This window comes from Kosakonia sp. BYX6, assembly GCF_038449125.1.
Classification (GTDB): domain Bacteria; phylum Pseudomonadota; class Gammaproteobacteria; order Enterobacterales; family Enterobacteriaceae; genus Kosakonia; species Kosakonia calanthes.
Map to the genome: position 1 here is coordinate 3,011,042 of NZ_CP151800.1, position 16,603 is coordinate 3,027,644.

Sequence of the window (16,603 nt, forward strand, 5' to 3'; positions counted from 1 at the left end):
TACTAAACGCTCCTGTAAGAGGATGCTACTGCGCGCCATGACTCAACACGCTTTTTCTGGTCTGCAAACGCTGCTGGATACCGACGCCTACAAACTGCATATGCAGCAAGCGGTGTTCCACCATTATTATGACGTGCACGTCACGGCTGAATTCCGCTGTCGCGGTGATGATCTGCTCGGTATTTATGCCGACGCCATCCGCGAACAGGTGGATGCGATGCAGCATCTGCGCTTGCAGGATGACGAGTACCTTTGGCTGTCCAGCCTCCCCTTCTTTAAGACCGATTACCTCGACTGGCTACGTAACTTCCGCTACGACCCGCAACAAGTCACCATCAGCAACGATAACGGCAAACTGCATATTCGGCTTTCCGGCCCATGGCGCGAAGTGATTATGTGGGAAGTGCCGCTGCTGGCGGTTATCAGCGAAGTGGTACACCGTTGCCGCTCGCCGCGGGTCGGCGTAGAGCAGGCTCTGCTGCATCTGGAAGAAAAACTGGCGGATTTCGCTGTGCGCACCGCCTCGCGGGATATGTCCGGTTTCCGGTTGATGGACTTCGGCACCCGCCGTCGTTTCTCCGCTGAAGTGCAGCAAGCAATTGTCGAGCGCCTTCAACAAGAACCGTGGTTTGTCGGCACCAGTAATTACGATTTGGCGCGCCGTCTGTCGCTGACGCCGATGGGGACGCAGGCCCATGAGTGGTTCCAGGCGCACCAGCAAATCAGCCCGGAACTGGCGACCAGCCAGCGCGCGGCTCTGGCGGCCTGGCTGGAAGAATATCCGGATCAGTTGGGTATTGCATTGACCGACTGCATTACCATGGATGCGTTTTTACGCGACTTCGGGCCGGAATTCGCCACTCGTTACCAGGGGCTGCGCCATGACTCCGGTGACCCGGTTGAATGGGGCGAAAAAGCCATCGCCCATTATGAAAAACTGGGTATTGATCCATTGTCGAAAACATTAGTTTTCTCCGACAATCTCGATCTGAATAAAGCGTTGGATCTTTACGAGCATTTCGCCGCCAGAGTTAATCTTGGTTTTGGTATCGGTACCCGTTTGACCTGCGATATTCCAGGCGTAAAGCCGTTGAATATCGTTATTAAACTGGTGGAGTGTAACGGTAAACCGGTGGCGAAATTATCCGACAGCCCTGGCAAAACCATTTGCCACGACAAAGCATTCGTCCGCGCCTTGCGTGAAGCTTTCGATCTTCCTCAGGTCAGAAAGGCCAGTTAATCATCAGGGAGCCACGCGGCTCCCTTTTTTATCGACAAATTCTTAATGCTTCCTGCGAATTCTGCTTGTCTGATGGCGCTCGCCAGGTAACATAGGTCATCCCTCCCGTTTCGGGCGGACAAGTGTTTATTTTTTCCGACTATTAATAGAGAGAATATTATGAGCGTTGTGCCTGTAGCCGACGTATTCCATAGTCGCGTAGCTGTTGACAGTGAAGTCACCGTACGCGGATGGGTGCGCACCCGCCGAGATTCTAAAGCTGGCATCTCCTTCCTCGCCGTTTATGACGGCTCCTGCTTTAATCCTGTACAGGCCGTTATTAATAATTCTCTGCCCAATTACAATGATGAAGTCCTGCATCTGACCACCGGCTGCTCCGTGGTTGTGACCGGCAAGGTCGTCGCTTCTCCGGGCGAAGGCCAGAGTCTGGAAATTCAGGCAACGTCGGTCGAAGTGACCGGTTGGGTTGAAGATCCGGATACCTATCCGATGGCGGCAAAACGCCACAGCATTGAATATCTGCGTGAAGTCGCGCACCTGCGCCCGCGCACCAACCTGATCGGCGCTGTTGCTCGCGTACGTCATACGCTGGCGCAGGCACTGCACCGCTTCTTTGATGAACAAGGTTTCTTCTGGGTCTCTTCCCCGCTGATCACCGCGTCGGATACAGAAGGTGCAGGCGAAATGTTCCGCGTTTCCACGCTGGATATGGAAAACCTGCCGCGCACGGCGCAAGGCAAAGTCGATTACGATAAAGATTTCTTCGGCAAAGAAGCGTTTCTGACGGTTTCCGGCCAGTTGAACGCTGAAACTTACGCGTGCGCACTTTCTAAGGTTTATACCTTTGGCCCCACGTTCCGCGCGGAAAACTCCAACACCAGCCGCCACCTGGCTGAGTTCTGGATGCTGGAGCCGGAAATTGCCTTTGCTAATCTCGACGATAACGCCCGCCTCGCTGAAGCAATGCTGAAATATGCCTTTAAAGCGGCACTGGAAGAACGTCTGGACGATCTGCAATTCTTTGCAGAACGCGTGGATAAAGATGCGATTGGCCGTCTGGAGCGTTTTATCGCAGCAGATTTCGCGCAGGTGGATTATACCGACGCGGTTGCCATCCTTGAAAAATGCGGTGAGAAGTTCGAGAACCCGGTGTACTGGGGCGTGGATCTGGCTTCCGAGCATGAGCGCTACCTGGCCGAGAAACACTTTAAAGCGCCCGTTGTCGTGAAAAACTACCCGAAAGAGATCAAAGCGTTCTATATGCGCCTTAACGACGACGGTAAAACCGTTGCGGCGATGGACGTGCTGGCCCCGGGCATCGGTGAAATTATTGGGGGTTCCCAGCGTGAAGAACGTCTCGATGTGCTGGATGCGCGTATGGCCGAGATGGGTTTGAACAAAGAAGACTACTGGTGGTATCGCGATCTGCGCCGTTACGGCACCGTACCGCACGCTGGCTTCGGTCTGGGCTTCGAACGTCTGATCGCCTACGTTACCGGCGTACAAAACGTGCGTGATGTTATTCCCTTCCCACGCACCCCGCGTAACGCGACATTCTAATGCACTCTCAAGGCCAGCAGCTCTGCTGGCTTTTTTCTTTCTCTTCGCTGTCAACTTTCCTTAACAACTTTGCGACATTGCTCTCGCATTTAGCGCGCTGCTTACGCTTCTTTGCCTGTTTTTACGTCTGAAATACCTGTGTACAAAAAATAACCCCTACGAATATTGCGGGATGTTTCATTCGGATAATTAGCACATTTGGGTAAAATTCACACAGCTATCTGGATGGCTAAACACAAATATAAGAAAAACCCAGATGAGAACCGTTCCTGGATAAGGAAAGCCTTTATCTCAATTAAATATAAGTAATTCATATAAATAGGAAAGGAAACGCTCATTTTGCCAGCAGTCTGTTCGGAATTTTGAGATGGTTCACAAAGTTCCGTTAAATTCACAAAATATTACACAATATTTCTTTTTGTTACTCCTTTAAGACATTTGTAGCACTTTCAGGCTAGCGAAACGTTTACATGTTTGGAAAGATGCCTCTCAGACACAGAAAGACACCAAACTCTCATCAATAGTTCCGTAAATATTTATTGACGGAATTTATTGGCGGCAGTGGCAGGTGTTCAAAAAAAACCAATGAGGGTAATAAATAATGATGAAGCGCAATATCCTGGCAGTGGTTATCCCTGCCCTGCTGGTAGCCGGTGCAGCTAACGCTGCAGAAGTTTATAACAAAGACGGCAACAAAGTAGATATCTACGGTAAAGCTGTTGGTCTGCACTACTTCTCTGACAACGCTGGCAACGATGGCGATCAGACTTATGCTCGTCTGGGCTTCAAAGGCGAAACCAAAATCAACGATCAACTGACCGGTTACGGCCAGTGGGAATACCACTTCCAGGGTAGCAACTCTGAAGGCGGTACTGATGCGCTGAACGGCAACAAAACCCGTTTGGCATTTGCTGGTCTGAAATTTGGCGATGCAGGTTCTTTCGACTACGGTCGTAACTACGGTCTGGTCTACGACGCAATCGGCATCACCGATATGCTGCCAGAGTTCGGTGGCGAAACTGGCGCAAGCGACAACTTCTTTGCTGGCCGTAACGGTGGCCTGGCTACCTACCGCAACAGCAACTTCTTCGGCTTGGTTGACGGCCTGAACTTCGGTGTTCAGTACCTGGGTAAAAACGAGCGCGCAACAAGTGCTGTTACAGATGATCTCTCTGATATCCAGCGCTCTAACGGCGACGGCTGGGCGACCTCTCTGAGCTACGATTTCGAAGGCTTCGGTATCGTGGGTGGCTACGGTGCAGCAGACCGTACCGACGCACAGCAGAGCCCTCTGGTTCGTGGTCACGGAGATAAAGCTGAGCAGTGGGCCGCTGGTCTGAAATATGATGCTAACAACATCTACCTGGCAGCACTGTATGGTGAAATGCGCAACGCAGCTCGTATCTCTGGCGGCCTTGCTAACAAAACCCAGGATTTCTCTGTCGTTGCACAGTACCAGTTCGACTTCGGTCTGCGTCCGTCCATCGCTTACTACAAATCCAAAGCGAAAGATGTTGAGGATGTTGGCAACGAAGATTACCTGAACTATATCGAAGTAGGTGCGACTTACTACTTCAACAAAAACATGTCCACCTATGTTGACTACATCATCAACCAGATCGATGACGACAACAAACTGGGCCTGGCTTCTGACGACACCGTTGCTGTAGGTATCGTTTACCAGTTCTAATCAGTCAACCTCGACTGTTATATGCATATCAAACAGGGCTTCGGCCCTGTTTTTTTATGTCTGCGAGATAAAGACTTAAGACTTTTGAAAAGTGTCGCGCTTTTTATCGCAAACGGTTGGCAATTCCTGTGTCAGCCGTTAACCTGATAACGGATTTCCCTTCTGTCATCAAAATGGAACCTCGTCATGTTTGAGAATATTACCGCTGCCCCTGCCGACCCTATTCTGGGCCTGGCCGATTTGTTTCGCGCCGATGAACGCCCTAATAAAATCAACTTAGGTATTGGTGTCTATAAAGACGAAACCGGTAAGACCCCGGTCCTGACCAGTGTGAAAAAAGCAGAGCTTTATCTGCTGGAAAATGAAACCACCAAAAATTACCTCGGCATCGACGGTATTCCTGAATTTGGCCGTTGCACGCAGGAACTGCTGTTCGGTAAAGGCAGCGCGATTATCAATGACAAACGAGCGCGCACGGCGCAAACCCCTGGCGGTACCGGTGGTCTGCGCGTCGCAGCAGATTTCCTCGCCAAAAACACCACGGCAAAACGCATTTGGGTCAGCAACCCAAGCTGGCCGAACCATAAAGGCGTGTTTAATTCCGCCGGTCTGGAAGTGTGTGAATACACTTATTACGATGCGCAGAATCACGCACTGGACTTCGACGGCCTGCTGGCCAGTCTGAACAAGGCGCAGGCAGGCGACGTGGTGCTGTTCCATGGCTGCTGCCATAACCCGACGGGTATCGATCCTACGCTTGAGCAGTGGGAAACGCTGGCAAAGCTTTCTGTAGAGAAAGGCTGGCTGCCGCTGTTCGATTTCGCTTACCAGGGCTTTGCGCGCGGTCTGGAAGAGGACGCCGAAGGTCTACGGGCGTTTGCCGCGCTGCATAAAGAACTGCTGGTCGCCAGCTCATTCTCGAAAAACTTTGGCTTGTATAACGAGCGTGTCGGTGCCTGTACCCTAGTTTGCGCCGATGCAGAAAGCGCCGATCGCGCATTCAGCCAGATGAAAGCGGTGATCCGCGCTAACTATTCCAACCCGCCGGCCCACGGTGCATCTGTGGTCGCAACCATCCTCAGCAATCCGACACTGCGTGCTATCTGGGAACAGGAGCTGACGGACATGCGCCAACGCATCCAGCGTATGCGTCTGCTGTTTGTGAACACATTGCAGGAAAAAGGGGCTAATCGTGATTTCAGCTTTATCACCCGACAGAATGGGATGTTCTCATTCAGCGGCCTGACCAAAGATCAGGTGCTGCGTCTGCGTGAAGAGTTTGGCATCTACGCCGTGGCATCCGGGCGTATCAACGTCGCGGGCATGACGCCGGACAATATGTCTCCGCTATGCGAAGCGATTGTCGCTGTGCTGTAAGCCGCGCAAAACAGAAAGGGTCGCCTGGGCGACCCTTTTTTATTTACCAAACCGGTTGTTCATCTTGCAGGAAGGGGTTGTGTAACCGCTCATTCCCCAACGTTGAGAGAGGACCGTGCCCCGGAATAAAGGTCACGTCATCGCCCAGCGGCAACAACTTACGTTTGATTGAATCAATCAGTTGCGCGTGGTTACCTTTCGGGAAATCGCTGCGCCCTACACCGCCTTTAAAGACCACGTCGCCGGAAACCAGCAAACGCGACTGCGCGTCGAAGAACACAATGTGCCCCGGCGTATGCCCTGGGCAGTGCAGCACTTGCAGGTTGACCTTTCCTACCGTCACGCTGTCGCCTTCATTCAACCAGCGATCGGGCGTCAGCGGCTGGCATTCATCCAAACCAAACATACGGCTCTGAGCGGGTAAACCTTGCAGCCAGAACTCATCTTCTTTTTCCGGGCCGATAATCGGCACACCATAATGCTGCGCTAATGCAGCCGCTGCGCCTACGTGATCGAGGTGACCATGCGTAAGCAGGATTTGCGTCAGCGTCACACCGGAAGCGTCCACTTCCTGAATAATGCGTTCTGCGTCTCCGCCGGGATCAACCACGGCAGCGAGTTGCGTCTGTTCACACCAGATAAGCGAACAATTCTGGGAGAACGCGGTAACCGGAATAATACGATAGTTCATACTGCTCCTGTAGCTCAGCCTGAGTTTTACCAGTGCCTTACCGGCCCGGTATCAATATGCACAAAGTTGCTGCTGGGGTAGTATCCTACACCACCAGCGCGCAGAGATAACGCAGCTTTGCGAATATTGCTCAGAGAAATCCCTTCGATGTGGAAATCCATGGCCTGACCTTTGGTGTGATAGCTGTGCTTTGCTACCCCGCGACTATGCGCGCGAAGATCATTATTGGTGCCTAATGAGCGGTAACCCGAGATCAGTTGCACGGGTTTGCTTGTTCCCAGCAGCCCTTGCAAACGGAAAAGATGGTCGAATAACTGAGGATCGATGCTTTTAATTTTGTTCGCGCGGTAATCACGGAAAAAATGGTTAAGCTTTGCTAATTCTTCCTGAATATAGCCTTTACCATCAAAGAACTCAGCTTTAATAGATTCCCCGGTATGCAGATTATTCAGCGTCAGAATACGCGGGCGCGGCGTGGAAAGGGTGGCAAATGCCGATGTTGGTAGCATGGCGGCACCGAGAGCGGCCCCACCCAACGCCAGCAGTTTGCGGCGATTAGCGTCAAATTTATCCATGATAATCAGGTCTACAGATAAAACAGAATTGAACGTTATTTATGCACTTCTTTAGCGCACGAGAGGCACCTTACCGGGCAAAAAACGCCGCGTCAAGGCTGCCTCTTCCCAGCAAATACGGGCTCTGTAGACTAAAAGGCCCGTTATTTGCCTGTTTTTACGACAACAGAATGTCGCAAACTGCTTCATTTACCTGATTAATTGTTCAGCTTTTGGCAAGATTTGTGCGCCCGATCGCGCTGTCAGATCGTAATTGTAAATATCTGTACGATATTGCGTGCGACCATCAGCACCGACAAACGCCGTCAAATAATACAGATTGACAGGAATATCATGGCGAATATTAACGTAGCGGGTATTCCCCTGCTTTAACGCATCGGAAATCCGCGTGTCATTCCAGCCCGCATCCTGCAAGAGCATGTTGGCCAATTCAGAGGCCTTATTCACCCGCACGCAGCCAGAACTCAGCGCGCGCGCCTGTTTCTGGAACAAGTTATGGTTCGGCGTGTCATGCAAATAGATTGCATCTGAACTCGGCATGTTGAACTTATAACGCCCTAACGAGTTCTGCACGCCCGGCGCCTGCTGGAAGCGGAACGGTAAGTTGGATGGCGTAATGGTGGCCCAGTCGACCATCGCCGGATCAATCGGTTCTTTGCTGTTCCAGCCACGCAACACTGTGTAACCATGGCGTTCAAGGTAAGTCGGGTCGTTCCAGACTTTCGGCAAAATGTCCTTACGCGCCAGCGTCGGCGGCACGTTCCACGGCGGGTTCACCACTACGTTATTCAACGCACTGCTCATCATTGGCGTTTTACGATCCGGGCGACCTACGATGACTCGGGAAGCCAGAACCTGGTTACCGTTGAGGTAATAGACCAGTGAATATTCCGGAATGTTAACCATAATGCCGGTGGAGAGCGTGGCCGGAAGCAAACGCAAACGCTGGATATTGAGCGCCAGCAAACCCGCACGCTGCGCCGGGCTGACATTCAGCCAGTCACGCGTCGCCTGACCAATCGCGCCGTCAGCATGCAGCCCTTGCCAGGACTGAAAGCGTTTAACCGCGTCCACCAACGTACGGTCATAGGCCGCGCGTGTTTGCTGCGTTTTCTTCTCAGTCTGCGCGGAAGGGCTGACAGCAACGTTGTTATCGCCAGGCAAGGCGATGTCCGGCCCGCCATCCAGCATGCCGGTGCGTTGCAGAATCTCGCGCAGCGCAGGCACATCTTTGCTCCACTGGCCCGGTCGTAACGTTGTCGTACTGGTGATTTGCGGCCACGGGCGGGAATCTCCCACCAGCGTCAGTAAGGACTGATGCATGGCCGTATATTGCGGATGGTGCGGCGCAAGGCTGTCAATAAATGACGGCAGCGAACCGTTATCGAGCGCTAATTGCCACTGATTGATCACGGAGATAGCCGGCGTAGCAAGCGTGTAAGGTTTATCGCTGTAGAGCCAGCGTTGACCTTTCGCCTGGATACCGGCGACAAAATGCAAGTACCCCATCATCGCGTCTGAGAGCACAACGTCTCGCGCCATACCCGTCACGCTAGGATCGGTCAACAATTCTACCCAAGTAGTGAATTGCGGCTGGAAACCGGCAATCGCCACTTCGGCCAGCTGCTGTTGGAATGCCTGCACCGCATCGCGGTTTTCCCACATCAGCTGCTGCCCACGCGCCGCGTACAGCGCCGCAAGCTGATCCATATAGACCGGCGTCCAGTTGGCGGGCAATTGCGATTGCAATTGTGCGCGCGCATCAGCAACGGAAACACCGGCAGGGAAAGGTTTCACGCCGATCATCATCGCGGTCGCGGGAGATTGTTCCAGCGGCTGCGGTAGCATCGTCGGTTGTTCACCCGGCGTTGCCGAGGTGTCCACCGGGACTATTTCAGGCTCATCGGCCTGCACGTTAAACAGTGGAGCGAATGCAAATGCCAGACACAAACTTAATGCTGACATTCGACGACCATACGACTTCTTAAGCAACATCCCTTGCCCCCTGTTCTCTCACATTGCATGTGACGGGTTCGTCACCTTTCTCTCAGTATATAAAGACAAAAAAGCATTTGCCTTCCCTAGTGTAAAGAAGTTTAAAGATTAAACATCGGCTGGCAACGATTTTCAGATAACAAAAAGGGCGGCATTTCTGCCGCCCTTATATCAAATAATGCCGTTACGACGCATCCGCCGTGCCAGGCAACGTTTCCGGAAGCTGTGCGGCGAACCCGCGCAGCCCGACAACGTGTACATGCTCGTTATTTTGCACGACTTTACGCACCAGTTTATAGGTGGTGCCTTTTTCCGGGCTGATATTTTCCGGCGCCGCGATAATCAGCTGCATCTCCAGACGCTCGCACAATTCAAACAGCGTTGCGATTGAGCGAGCATCAAGACGTGCCGCTTCATCAAGGAACAGCAGACGACAAGGCGAAATATCTTTGCCGCGCAGACGACGGGCTTCATCTTCCCAGCTCTGCACCACCATTACCAGAATCGACATGCCGGTACCGATCGCTTCCCCGGTCGACAACGCGCCCGATTCCGCACGCAACCAACCGTCGGAACCACGGTTAACTTCCACTTCCATCTCCAGATAGTTGCGGTAGTCCAGCAGCTCTTCACCGATGGTTTGCGGCGTGCGTTGCCCCATATCGATTTGCGGATTCAGGCGTTGATACAGCTTCGCCAGCGCTTCCGAGAAGGTCAGGCGGCTGCTATTAAACAGATCCTGATGCTGCTCGTGCTGTTCAGAAAGCACCGTCAGCAATGTGGCATGGGTTTCCCGCACGTTCACGTTGAGGCGCACACTGTTCACCTGGCCAAAGGAGACGCTTTGCAGCCCTTGGTTCAGCATGCGAATGCGGTTCTGCTCGCGCTGGATGGTTTTACGAATGATATTTGCCACGCTGCGGGAACTGATCGCCAGTTTCTGTTCGCGGGAGGTCAGCTCTTCGGTCAGACGACTCAGTTCGATTTCCATCTGTTCGATGGCTTCAACCGGATCGTCGGTGCGAATAATATCCTGGCGGATACGCTCGCGCAGATGCTGATACACAGCAACGAAGAACTGGATCTTACGTTCCGGGCGTTTCGGATCTTCCGACATGCGCAGCACATCGCGCAGATGCTCGTTATCGGCCACCGCCAGACGCAACGCGCCGAGGGCTTTATCCGACATGGAACGCAGTTCGTCGGCGGAGAGATACGCCAGCTCGCGGCGGTGCAAACGACGCTCAACGCCGTTGTCTTTTACCATGCGCATCACCGCGCACCAGCCCGCTTTGGCGGTCACTACTTGCTCACGCATTTCGTGGTAATCGCGCTCAAGGCGGCGCAATTTCCGCGTCAGGTTGTCCATTTCCGCTTCGCAGAAGGTGATTGCTTTCTCCAGCTGGTTACGGCGCGCACGGTTGGAGGAAAGCTGCGCATGCAGTTCGTCGCGGCGAATGCGCGCGCGCTCTTCCGCGCCGCCGTCGGCGCGAACGCCGATATCCTGCAACTCTTTTTGCAGATCGTTAAGCAGCTCTTTTTTGGTATCGAACGAACTCTTCAGCGACGCCAGGACTTGGTTGTACTGACCGAACTGCGCGGCATGGCTGCGCATCGCTTCGCGTGCTCGGGTACGTTCCGCTTCCGCGTGTTCCAGCCGCTGACGCAACTTCTCGTTAAGATCGTTGTTGCCGTTAAACATTTCGGCCGAATCGGAATAGCTGAAGTGCGCACGGCGCTGCACCACTTCCGCCAGCGCAAAGGCTTGCTGACGGGCATCGCGCTGCACCTGCTGAGACGTCGCATAATCGGCCTTTAACTGTTCAAACTGCTCCGGATCGCTTTGCAGCACGGAAACCATCGGTTCGAGTTTCGCCAGTTGGTTACCAAACTGCTGAATAAAGCGCGCCGCTTCCTGGGCTTCATCCAGACGCTCCTGGATTTCGTCCACGCGATCCGCGAGAGTATCGTCAGCCAGCAGGCTTACGCGAGGCAACAGGCGGTTAAGCTGGGCAACGCCCTCTTTCGCCTGTTCAAACTGCACGCGGTTCTGCTGATTGTCGTTTTCATGATTGCTGATAGCCCGTTCCAGCTCGCCACGGCGGCTGCTCAGCGTGCGGATTTCCGCTTCCGGATCGTCTTCAAACGCAACGGCCAAATGGCTGCCGATAAAACGGCTGAACGCCTGATGCAGGCGCTGCGTTTTCTGCACATCAAAAGAGAGCGTGGCAAAACGTTCCGCCAATTCTTCGCGCTCTGCATGCAGGCTTTCGATACGGTTTTCGCGCGCGGCGCGGCCAAACAGCGGCAGCGTCGGGAAGCGGGAGTAACGCCACTGGCGATCGGCGATTTTCACCACCACCGCTTTTTCCATCTCATCGACACTAAACACGCTGTCATCGAAGGACTGCGGATCCCCTTCGATCAAATAGAGATCTTCCGGGCAATCTTCCAGACCTTCTAACATCTCCGAAATCTGGGACAGATCCGGTACGACGATCGCATGGCGCGACGGACCATACAGCGCCGAGTAATACGGCGCATCGTCGAGGCTAACATCGTCATAAATTTCCGACAGCAGCACGCCGCCAAAACGCTCGGCCAGCGCATTCAGACGCGGATCTTCCGCACCGCCTGGCTGACTTAAGCGTTCAATTTCATCATCGACCACGCGTTTACGCGCGCCGATTTCGTCACGTTCAACAATGGCTTCGCGCTCACGCTCCAGCAATTGCTGCATATATTCCGTAACATCCTGACCGGATTCGAACTGCTCACCGCTCTGCTCACACAATTGTGTCAGGCTGCTTTGCGCCGCCAGCCACACTGGCGCACGTTTGGTTAGCAACTGAATGCGCGACTGCAACTGCTCCAGCTCCTGGCGCAACGCCATACGCTGTTCGCCTGCGGCGGCGACGTTGTCAGAGAGCGCGGCGATTTGCGCTTCCAGTTCCTGATGCAGCGTTTCCAGCTCTTCGGCGTCAAACTGTTTACCCTGCCGTTTGCAGAACTCAGCCAACAAACGCTCGGCATCCTGTTGCTCGCGCAGACGCTGTTCCAGCTCGGTCAAACGCATGCGCAGCGGCTGAACCTGCTCCGCCAAATGGCGCTGGTTCACGCCATCGCGCAGCAATTCGCGCGCCACTTCCCAGGCGTCATTACGGGCCAACGGACCGTTAATGGCCGCCACCAGTTGATAGGCCTGCTCAAACTGGCTGTGCGCGGTTTGCGCGACGCTGATTTTTTGATCCAGCGACAGCAGTTTTTCCGTTGCTTCTTGCTCTTTAGCCTGGAAGGTTTCCAACCATTCATCGGCGCTTTCCGCCGTCAAATCCGGCAATTGGCAAAGCGCTTTCGCCCGCTCCAGTGCCTGCAATGCCTGGTTGTATTGGATCGCGCGAGTTTGCTGAACATCGAGCGCCTGCTGGTAATCGGCCAACTGGTTTTTCAGCTCATCCACTTCCAGCTCGGCGGCTTCGGCGCGGGCTTCGTTATCTTCCTGGCGCTCGGCGGCTTCCGCCACCACCTCATGCTGTTCTTCGAGACGGATTTGTAGCTCTTCAAGATCCGTTTCGTAACGCTCGATTTTTTCTTGCTGACGCAACGCGGTTTGCACCAGGTTCAGGTGATCGCTGGCGGCTTGATAATCCGCTTCCAGATCCCCTTCGGCACCGGCATGTTCAGAGAGCTCGCGCGCCATATCGATGTGTTTATACTGCTCCGCCGCCAGCTGCTGACGCGAGCTAAACAGATCCCGACGATACTCCAGCGCTTTGTCCAGATGCACCCGACGCTCGTTGGCGTGGCGCATATAATCCGCCGCCACATAGTTGGTGGCTTCGCTGATCAAGTGCTTAAACAGGTCACGATCGGACTGCGTGACGCGGATCGCTTCCAGCGTCATGCGGTTTTCGCGCAGTGCCGCTTCCATATCCTGGAAGGCTTTGCGCACGCCGCTGTTTTCCGGCAACAAATAGTCGCGCAAAGAACGGGTAATGGCGCTGGAGATCCCGCCGTACAGCGAGGCCTCAATCAGGCGGTAGAACTTGCTACGATCCGACGCGGAACGCAGGCGACGCGCCACGATGCCCAAATCGAACATCAGCGCGTGGTAATCGGTGATGGAGTTGAACTGCTTGAACTGCACCCCTTCCATGGCGTCGAGTTTGTCTTTCACTTCTTGCAGCGATAGCACGCGCGCCTGGCGCTCATTCAGCGTTTCCGTCAGCAGTTGTGTTGGCAATACAGACGTTGGCAGCCCCTGAATCGCAAAGGGTTTGATATCCACTTTGCGATCGCGACCGGCAACCTGCTGCAAACGCACGCCCACCAGCACGCGCTGATGGCGGGAGTTGATCACATCCAGCACGGAATAACAGACGCCCGCTTTCAGCTTACCGTGCAGGCCCTTATCACGAGAGCCAGAGGTCGCGCCCGCTTCGGTGGTGTTACGAAAGTGCAGCAACGTCAAATCGGGGATCAGCGCCGTAACAAACGCCGCCATGGTGGTGGATTTCCCGGCACCGTTACCCCCGGAAAGCGTGGTAACCAGCTCATCGAGGTCAAAGGTACGGGCAAAAAAGCCGTTCCAGTTAATCAGCGTAAGCGAACGAAATTTACCGCGATCAATCATTACTCTTCCTCCGAGCTATCCGGCTGATTGTCTTCAGGCTCATCATTGAGCTGCAGATGGTTTTCGACAGGCATCGCTTCACCGTCGCGGATCATACGCAGTTGCGCTTCGCGCGGATCATCGCCCGAACGCACATCCGCGCCAAAGCGGAACACGGATTCGGTGATACGAAACTTGCTGCTGTCGTTGCCTATAAACCAGATCATGCCAAGACGGCGCAGGCGGTTTAGCGAAGAGCGCACTTTTTCTTGCAGCTTTTGTTTATCGAGATCCGAACCGGTAGAACGGTTGTTTACCAGCTTCAGCAACTTCGGTTCGTCTGCCAACGACAGCAGTTCGTCGTACAGCTCTTGCTGGGTGAAAATCCCTTCGTTGGCCAGGCGTTCCGGGCTGAGATAGAGATAACAGAGAATTTTGCCGACCATCATGTCCAGCTCGGAAAGCACCGAACGTGGAATGAGGGTGGTGGAGCGTGGACGCAGGTAGAAGAAACCTTCCGGTGCGCGGATAAGTTCAACGTTATAGCGCGCGTAAAACTCTTCCAGATACTCCTGGAAATCCATCAGAAAGGCGTGATTATCCAGCTCGTCGAGGCCGATATGTCTTCCTGAGCGCAATGCGCTGTCCAGCGCCGGAAACAGAGAGTTTGCCAACGCCTGTGCCAGTTTAACCGGCATCACTTGTTCAATATTTGTCGATGACATGCGCCTGTACCTTGGCTCCGTAATCATTAATCGGCTGCCATTTCGGTGGCAGGCCGGTGAAATCTGCTTGCGCTACGCCAAGGCGTACCGCCTGATCAACCACGATGCGCGCAATGTCGAAATGACGCACGCGCGGATATTGCGCCAGATACTCGCGGGCTACCAGGCCGAGATCCAGCGGCACACCTTTGGTTTTGTAAATCGCCAGTTGTTGCTCAATCAACGCCGCCAGTTGCTCGCGAATTTCGTTAAATTCCTCGAACTCCAGATCCGGCGGCAGCTCGCCGGTGACTTCCTCGTCACGCAGCGCCATCTCTTCATCGCGCATATCCAGCAGCCTGTCGGCGCTGGCATAGGTCAACGCCCACGGCGCATCGAAATAGGTTTGCACCGACTGACGCAGACGCTGCGCAAAGACGCGGTTTTTATCCATATCAATCGCGGTACGGATAAATTTGTGAACGTGGCGATCGTAACCAATCCACAGGTCAATCGCCTGCTGGCCCCAGCTAACAATGCGGTCCAGCTTGCTTTGCAAGTTGAACACCAGTTGATCGAGGAACTCCAGATCATCGCGGCCCATTGTCGCATCCTGGATGCTCAGCAAATTGGTTTGCAGCTTATCCCCGGCGGCTTCCAGCGTATCCTGCAATTCGCGCAGCGTGCCGGAAGTTTCTGACAATAACAGTTCGCAACTGGAAATCGCGGCGCGCCAATCCTGATTCAGTAACTGCGCGATATCGTCTTTCACTTGTTGCTGTTGTTCATCCATCACGCGCTGAGTCAGATCGATACTGTCGAAAATCTCCGCGACGGAATATTTCAACGGTGCGTAGACGTTGCGGTGCCAGTGAAACTCGTCGCCCCCCTCTTCTGCGGCATCGGCGGCGCGTTTCAGTTCGCCCGCCACAATCGACAGTTGCATGGAGAGGCGCAGCGTGGAAAATTCGCGCTGGCGAATGTAGTAATCCGTGATGCCAATGCCCAGCGGTGTCAGGCGATAAATGGCATTGCCTTCCGTCAGTTCGCTGGTAAAGCGGTTCAACAAACGCTGGCGCACCATATCGTTGATGGCATTGTTAGCGCGCTGAGTGATGGTTTCGCTGGTTTGCTCAAACGCTTCACTGACGTGGCGAAAAGCATCGACCAGTTCACCTTCGCTCATCTCTCCGTCCAGACGCTCACCGTTGAGCGTGGCGACGGCCAGCAAGAAAGAGAGCCTGTCGACCGGCAGCGAGATGGAGAAATCATTTTTTCTGGCCCAGGCAACCAGTTCGGGGACTGTCTGGGAAAATTCACTCATCGTTTGTCCTTCCATCGATTTGTGGCTTAAGCGCTGTCACGTGAATATAACGGCCGAGACTAATATAAGGTTCCTGGCGGCAATAACGCGTTTCAAGTTCGAGTAACGCGTCGAAACAGTCATGCTGCTGGTGCTTTTCACGAAGGTAATCGTGAAAGACGCGCACACCGGTTTTGCCCGTGATACGCCAGCCAATCTGCTCAAGCCAGGCATAAACGTCCGCTGGTGCACGCGGATAATCTGGGGAAAGAGTACGTTTTTTACGTTTCGGCATACCGACTTGTACGTAGTCAAAATTCCCCGCCACCATGTTGTGCATCAGCAGACCGTCGGCATTGTAAAACATTAACGACAACGTACCGCCCGGTCTTAAAACCGACCATAAGATATTCAGTACATTGATGGGTTCCGCGATCCATTCAAGCACCGCATGGAACAATATCAGATCAACGGGGGATTCCAAATGCTGAGCAACGTCCTGAACGGCGCATTGTACAAAATGCATGTTACCGCTCACACCTTTCTCGTTTGCCGCAGCCTGAGCGCGGGCGATCATCTCTTTCGACACATCGCATAACGTCACGTTATGACCCAATTGCGCCATGCGGATCGCCGTTTGCCCTTCTCCACCACCGGCATCAAGCACATGCAGCGGGCCGCTGCCCATTTTCGCCAGCAGCGCGTCGAGATCCTGCCACAGGATCGCCTGGCGAAGCTTGCCTTTGGTCGTGCCGTAAATATTGCGCGAGAATTTCTCAGCGATGTCGTCGAAATTGCGATCCTTCATGGACGCTCCACGCTCCTGGCAAAACCGCTATTTTGTCACAGCCGTGCC

At 53.9% G+C, this 16,603-nt stretch carries 11 protein-coding genes; 4 read left to right on the forward strand and 7 right to left on the reverse strand.

Going from position 1 to position 16,603, the window contains the following annotated elements; translation table 11 throughout:
- Positions 1-37: 37 nt before the first annotated feature.
- The 4 genes from pncB (at position 38) to AAEY27_RS14220 (ending at position 5,867) form a co-directional block, all read left to right on the forward strand.
- On the forward strand, positions 38-1,240 hold the full coding sequence (gene pncB / locus AAEY27_RS14205) for a nicotinate phosphoribosyltransferase (RefSeq protein WP_342321265.1): 1,203 nt from the start codon (positions 38-40) through the stop codon (positions 1,238-1,240).
- A gap of 159 nt (positions 1,241-1,399) precedes the next feature.
- Positions 1,400-2,800 carry an asparagine--tRNA ligase gene (asnS, locus tag AAEY27_RS14210; protein WP_342321267.1) on the forward strand — a complete coding sequence of 467 codons (1,401 nt, stop codon included), beginning with the start codon at positions 1,400-1,402 and terminating at the stop codon, positions 2,798-2,800.
- Positions 2,801-3,401: 601 nt separating this feature from the next.
- Complete coding sequence (gene ompF, locus AAEY27_RS14215; protein ID WP_342321268.1) at positions 3,402-4,490, forward strand: porin OmpF; 1,089 nt, start codon at positions 3,402-3,404, stop codon at positions 4,488-4,490.
- A 186-nt stretch (positions 4,491-4,676) separates the two neighbouring features.
- A complete protein-coding gene (locus AAEY27_RS14220) occupies positions 4,677-5,867 on the forward strand; it encodes an amino acid aminotransferase (RefSeq protein WP_342321269.1) in 1,191 nt (396 codons plus the stop codon).
- Between the two features lie 43 nt (positions 5,868-5,910).
- Here AAEY27_RS14220 and AAEY27_RS14225 read toward each other — a convergent pair whose 3' ends face one another.
- The 7 genes from AAEY27_RS14225 to cmoM all read right to left on the reverse strand — a co-directional run bounded on the left by AAEY27_RS14225 (position 5,911) and on the right by cmoM (position 16,555).
- On the reverse strand, positions 5,911-6,558 hold the full coding sequence (locus AAEY27_RS14225) for an MBL fold metallo-hydrolase (RefSeq protein ID WP_342321271.1): 648 nt from the start codon (positions 6,556-6,558) through the stop codon (positions 5,911-5,913).
- A gap of 26 nt (positions 6,559-6,584) precedes the next feature.
- On the reverse strand, positions 6,585-7,133 hold the full coding sequence (locus AAEY27_RS14230) for a YcbK family protein (RefSeq protein WP_342321273.1): 549 nt from the start codon (positions 7,131-7,133) through the stop codon (positions 6,585-6,587).
- A gap of 189 nt (positions 7,134-7,322) precedes the next feature.
- Positions 7,323-9,128 (reverse strand): L,D-transpeptidase, encoded by a 1,806-nt coding sequence (ldtD, locus tag AAEY27_RS14235; protein ID WP_342321274.1) that lies wholly within the window; start codon positions 9,126-9,128, stop codon positions 7,323-7,325.
- Positions 9,129-9,312: 184 nt separating this feature from the next.
- Entirely contained in the window at positions 9,313-13,761 is a 4,449-nt protein-coding gene (mukB, locus tag AAEY27_RS14240) for a chromosome partition protein MukB (RefSeq protein WP_342321275.1), read from the reverse strand.
- Positions 13,761-14,465: a chromosome partition protein MukE gene (mukE, locus tag AAEY27_RS14245; protein ID WP_342321276.1), complete on the reverse strand. Its 705-nt coding sequence runs from the start codon at positions 14,463-14,465 to the stop codon at positions 13,761-13,763. Before mukE ends, mukB begins: the two co-directional genes overlap by 1 nt.
- Entirely contained in the window at positions 14,446-15,768 is a 1,323-nt protein-coding gene (mukF, locus tag AAEY27_RS14250) for a chromosome partition protein MukF (protein WP_342321277.1), read from the reverse strand. The genes mukE and mukF overlap by 20 nt, the downstream gene beginning before the upstream one ends.
- On the reverse strand, positions 15,761-16,555 hold the full coding sequence (gene cmoM, locus AAEY27_RS14255; protein WP_342321278.1) for a tRNA uridine 5-oxyacetic acid(34) methyltransferase CmoM: 795 nt from the start codon (positions 16,553-16,555) through the stop codon (positions 15,761-15,763). The genes mukF and cmoM overlap by 8 nt, the downstream gene beginning before the upstream one ends.
- Between the last annotated feature and the right edge of the window lie 48 nt (positions 16,556-16,603).

What these genes read in the sequence shown, in the direction of transcription:
- mukF (WP_342321277.1), bottom strand. Translation starts at nt 15,768, where the DNA reads ATGAGTGAATTTTCCCAGACAGTCCCCGAACTGGTTGCCTGGGCCAGA.
- ompF (WP_342321268.1), top strand. Translation starts at nt 3,402, where the DNA reads ATGATGAAGCGCAATATCCTGGCAGTGGTTATCCCTGCCCTGCTGGTA.
- AAEY27_RS14220 (WP_342321269.1), top strand. Translation starts at nt 4,677, where the DNA reads ATGTTTGAGAATATTACCGCTGCCCCTGCCGACCCTATTCTGGGCCTG.
- pncB (WP_342321265.1), top strand. Translation starts at nt 38, where the DNA reads ATGACTCAACACGCTTTTTCTGGTCTGCAAACGCTGCTGGATACCGAC.
- ldtD (WP_342321274.1), bottom strand. Translation starts at nt 9,128, where the DNA reads ATGTTGCTTAAGAAGTCGTATGGTCGTCGAATGTCAGCATTAAGTTTG.
- AAEY27_RS14230 (WP_342321273.1), bottom strand. Translation starts at nt 7,133, where the DNA reads ATGGATAAATTTGACGCTAATCGCCGCAAACTGCTGGCGTTGGGTGGG.
- cmoM (WP_342321278.1), bottom strand. Translation starts at nt 16,555, where the DNA reads ATGAAGGATCGCAATTTCGACGACATCGCTGAGAAATTCTCGCGCAAT.
- AAEY27_RS14225 (WP_342321271.1), bottom strand. Translation starts at nt 6,558, where the DNA reads ATGAACTATCGTATTATTCCGGTTACCGCGTTCTCCCAGAATTGTTCG.
- asnS (WP_342321267.1), top strand. Translation starts at nt 1,400, where the DNA reads ATGAGCGTTGTGCCTGTAGCCGACGTATTCCATAGTCGCGTAGCTGTT.
- mukE (WP_342321276.1), bottom strand. Translation starts at nt 14,465, where the DNA reads ATGTCATCGACAAATATTGAACAAGTGATGCCGGTTAAACTGGCACAG.
- mukB (WP_342321275.1), bottom strand. Translation starts at nt 13,761, where the DNA reads ATGATTGATCGCGGTAAATTTCGTTCGCTTACGCTGATTAACTGGAAC.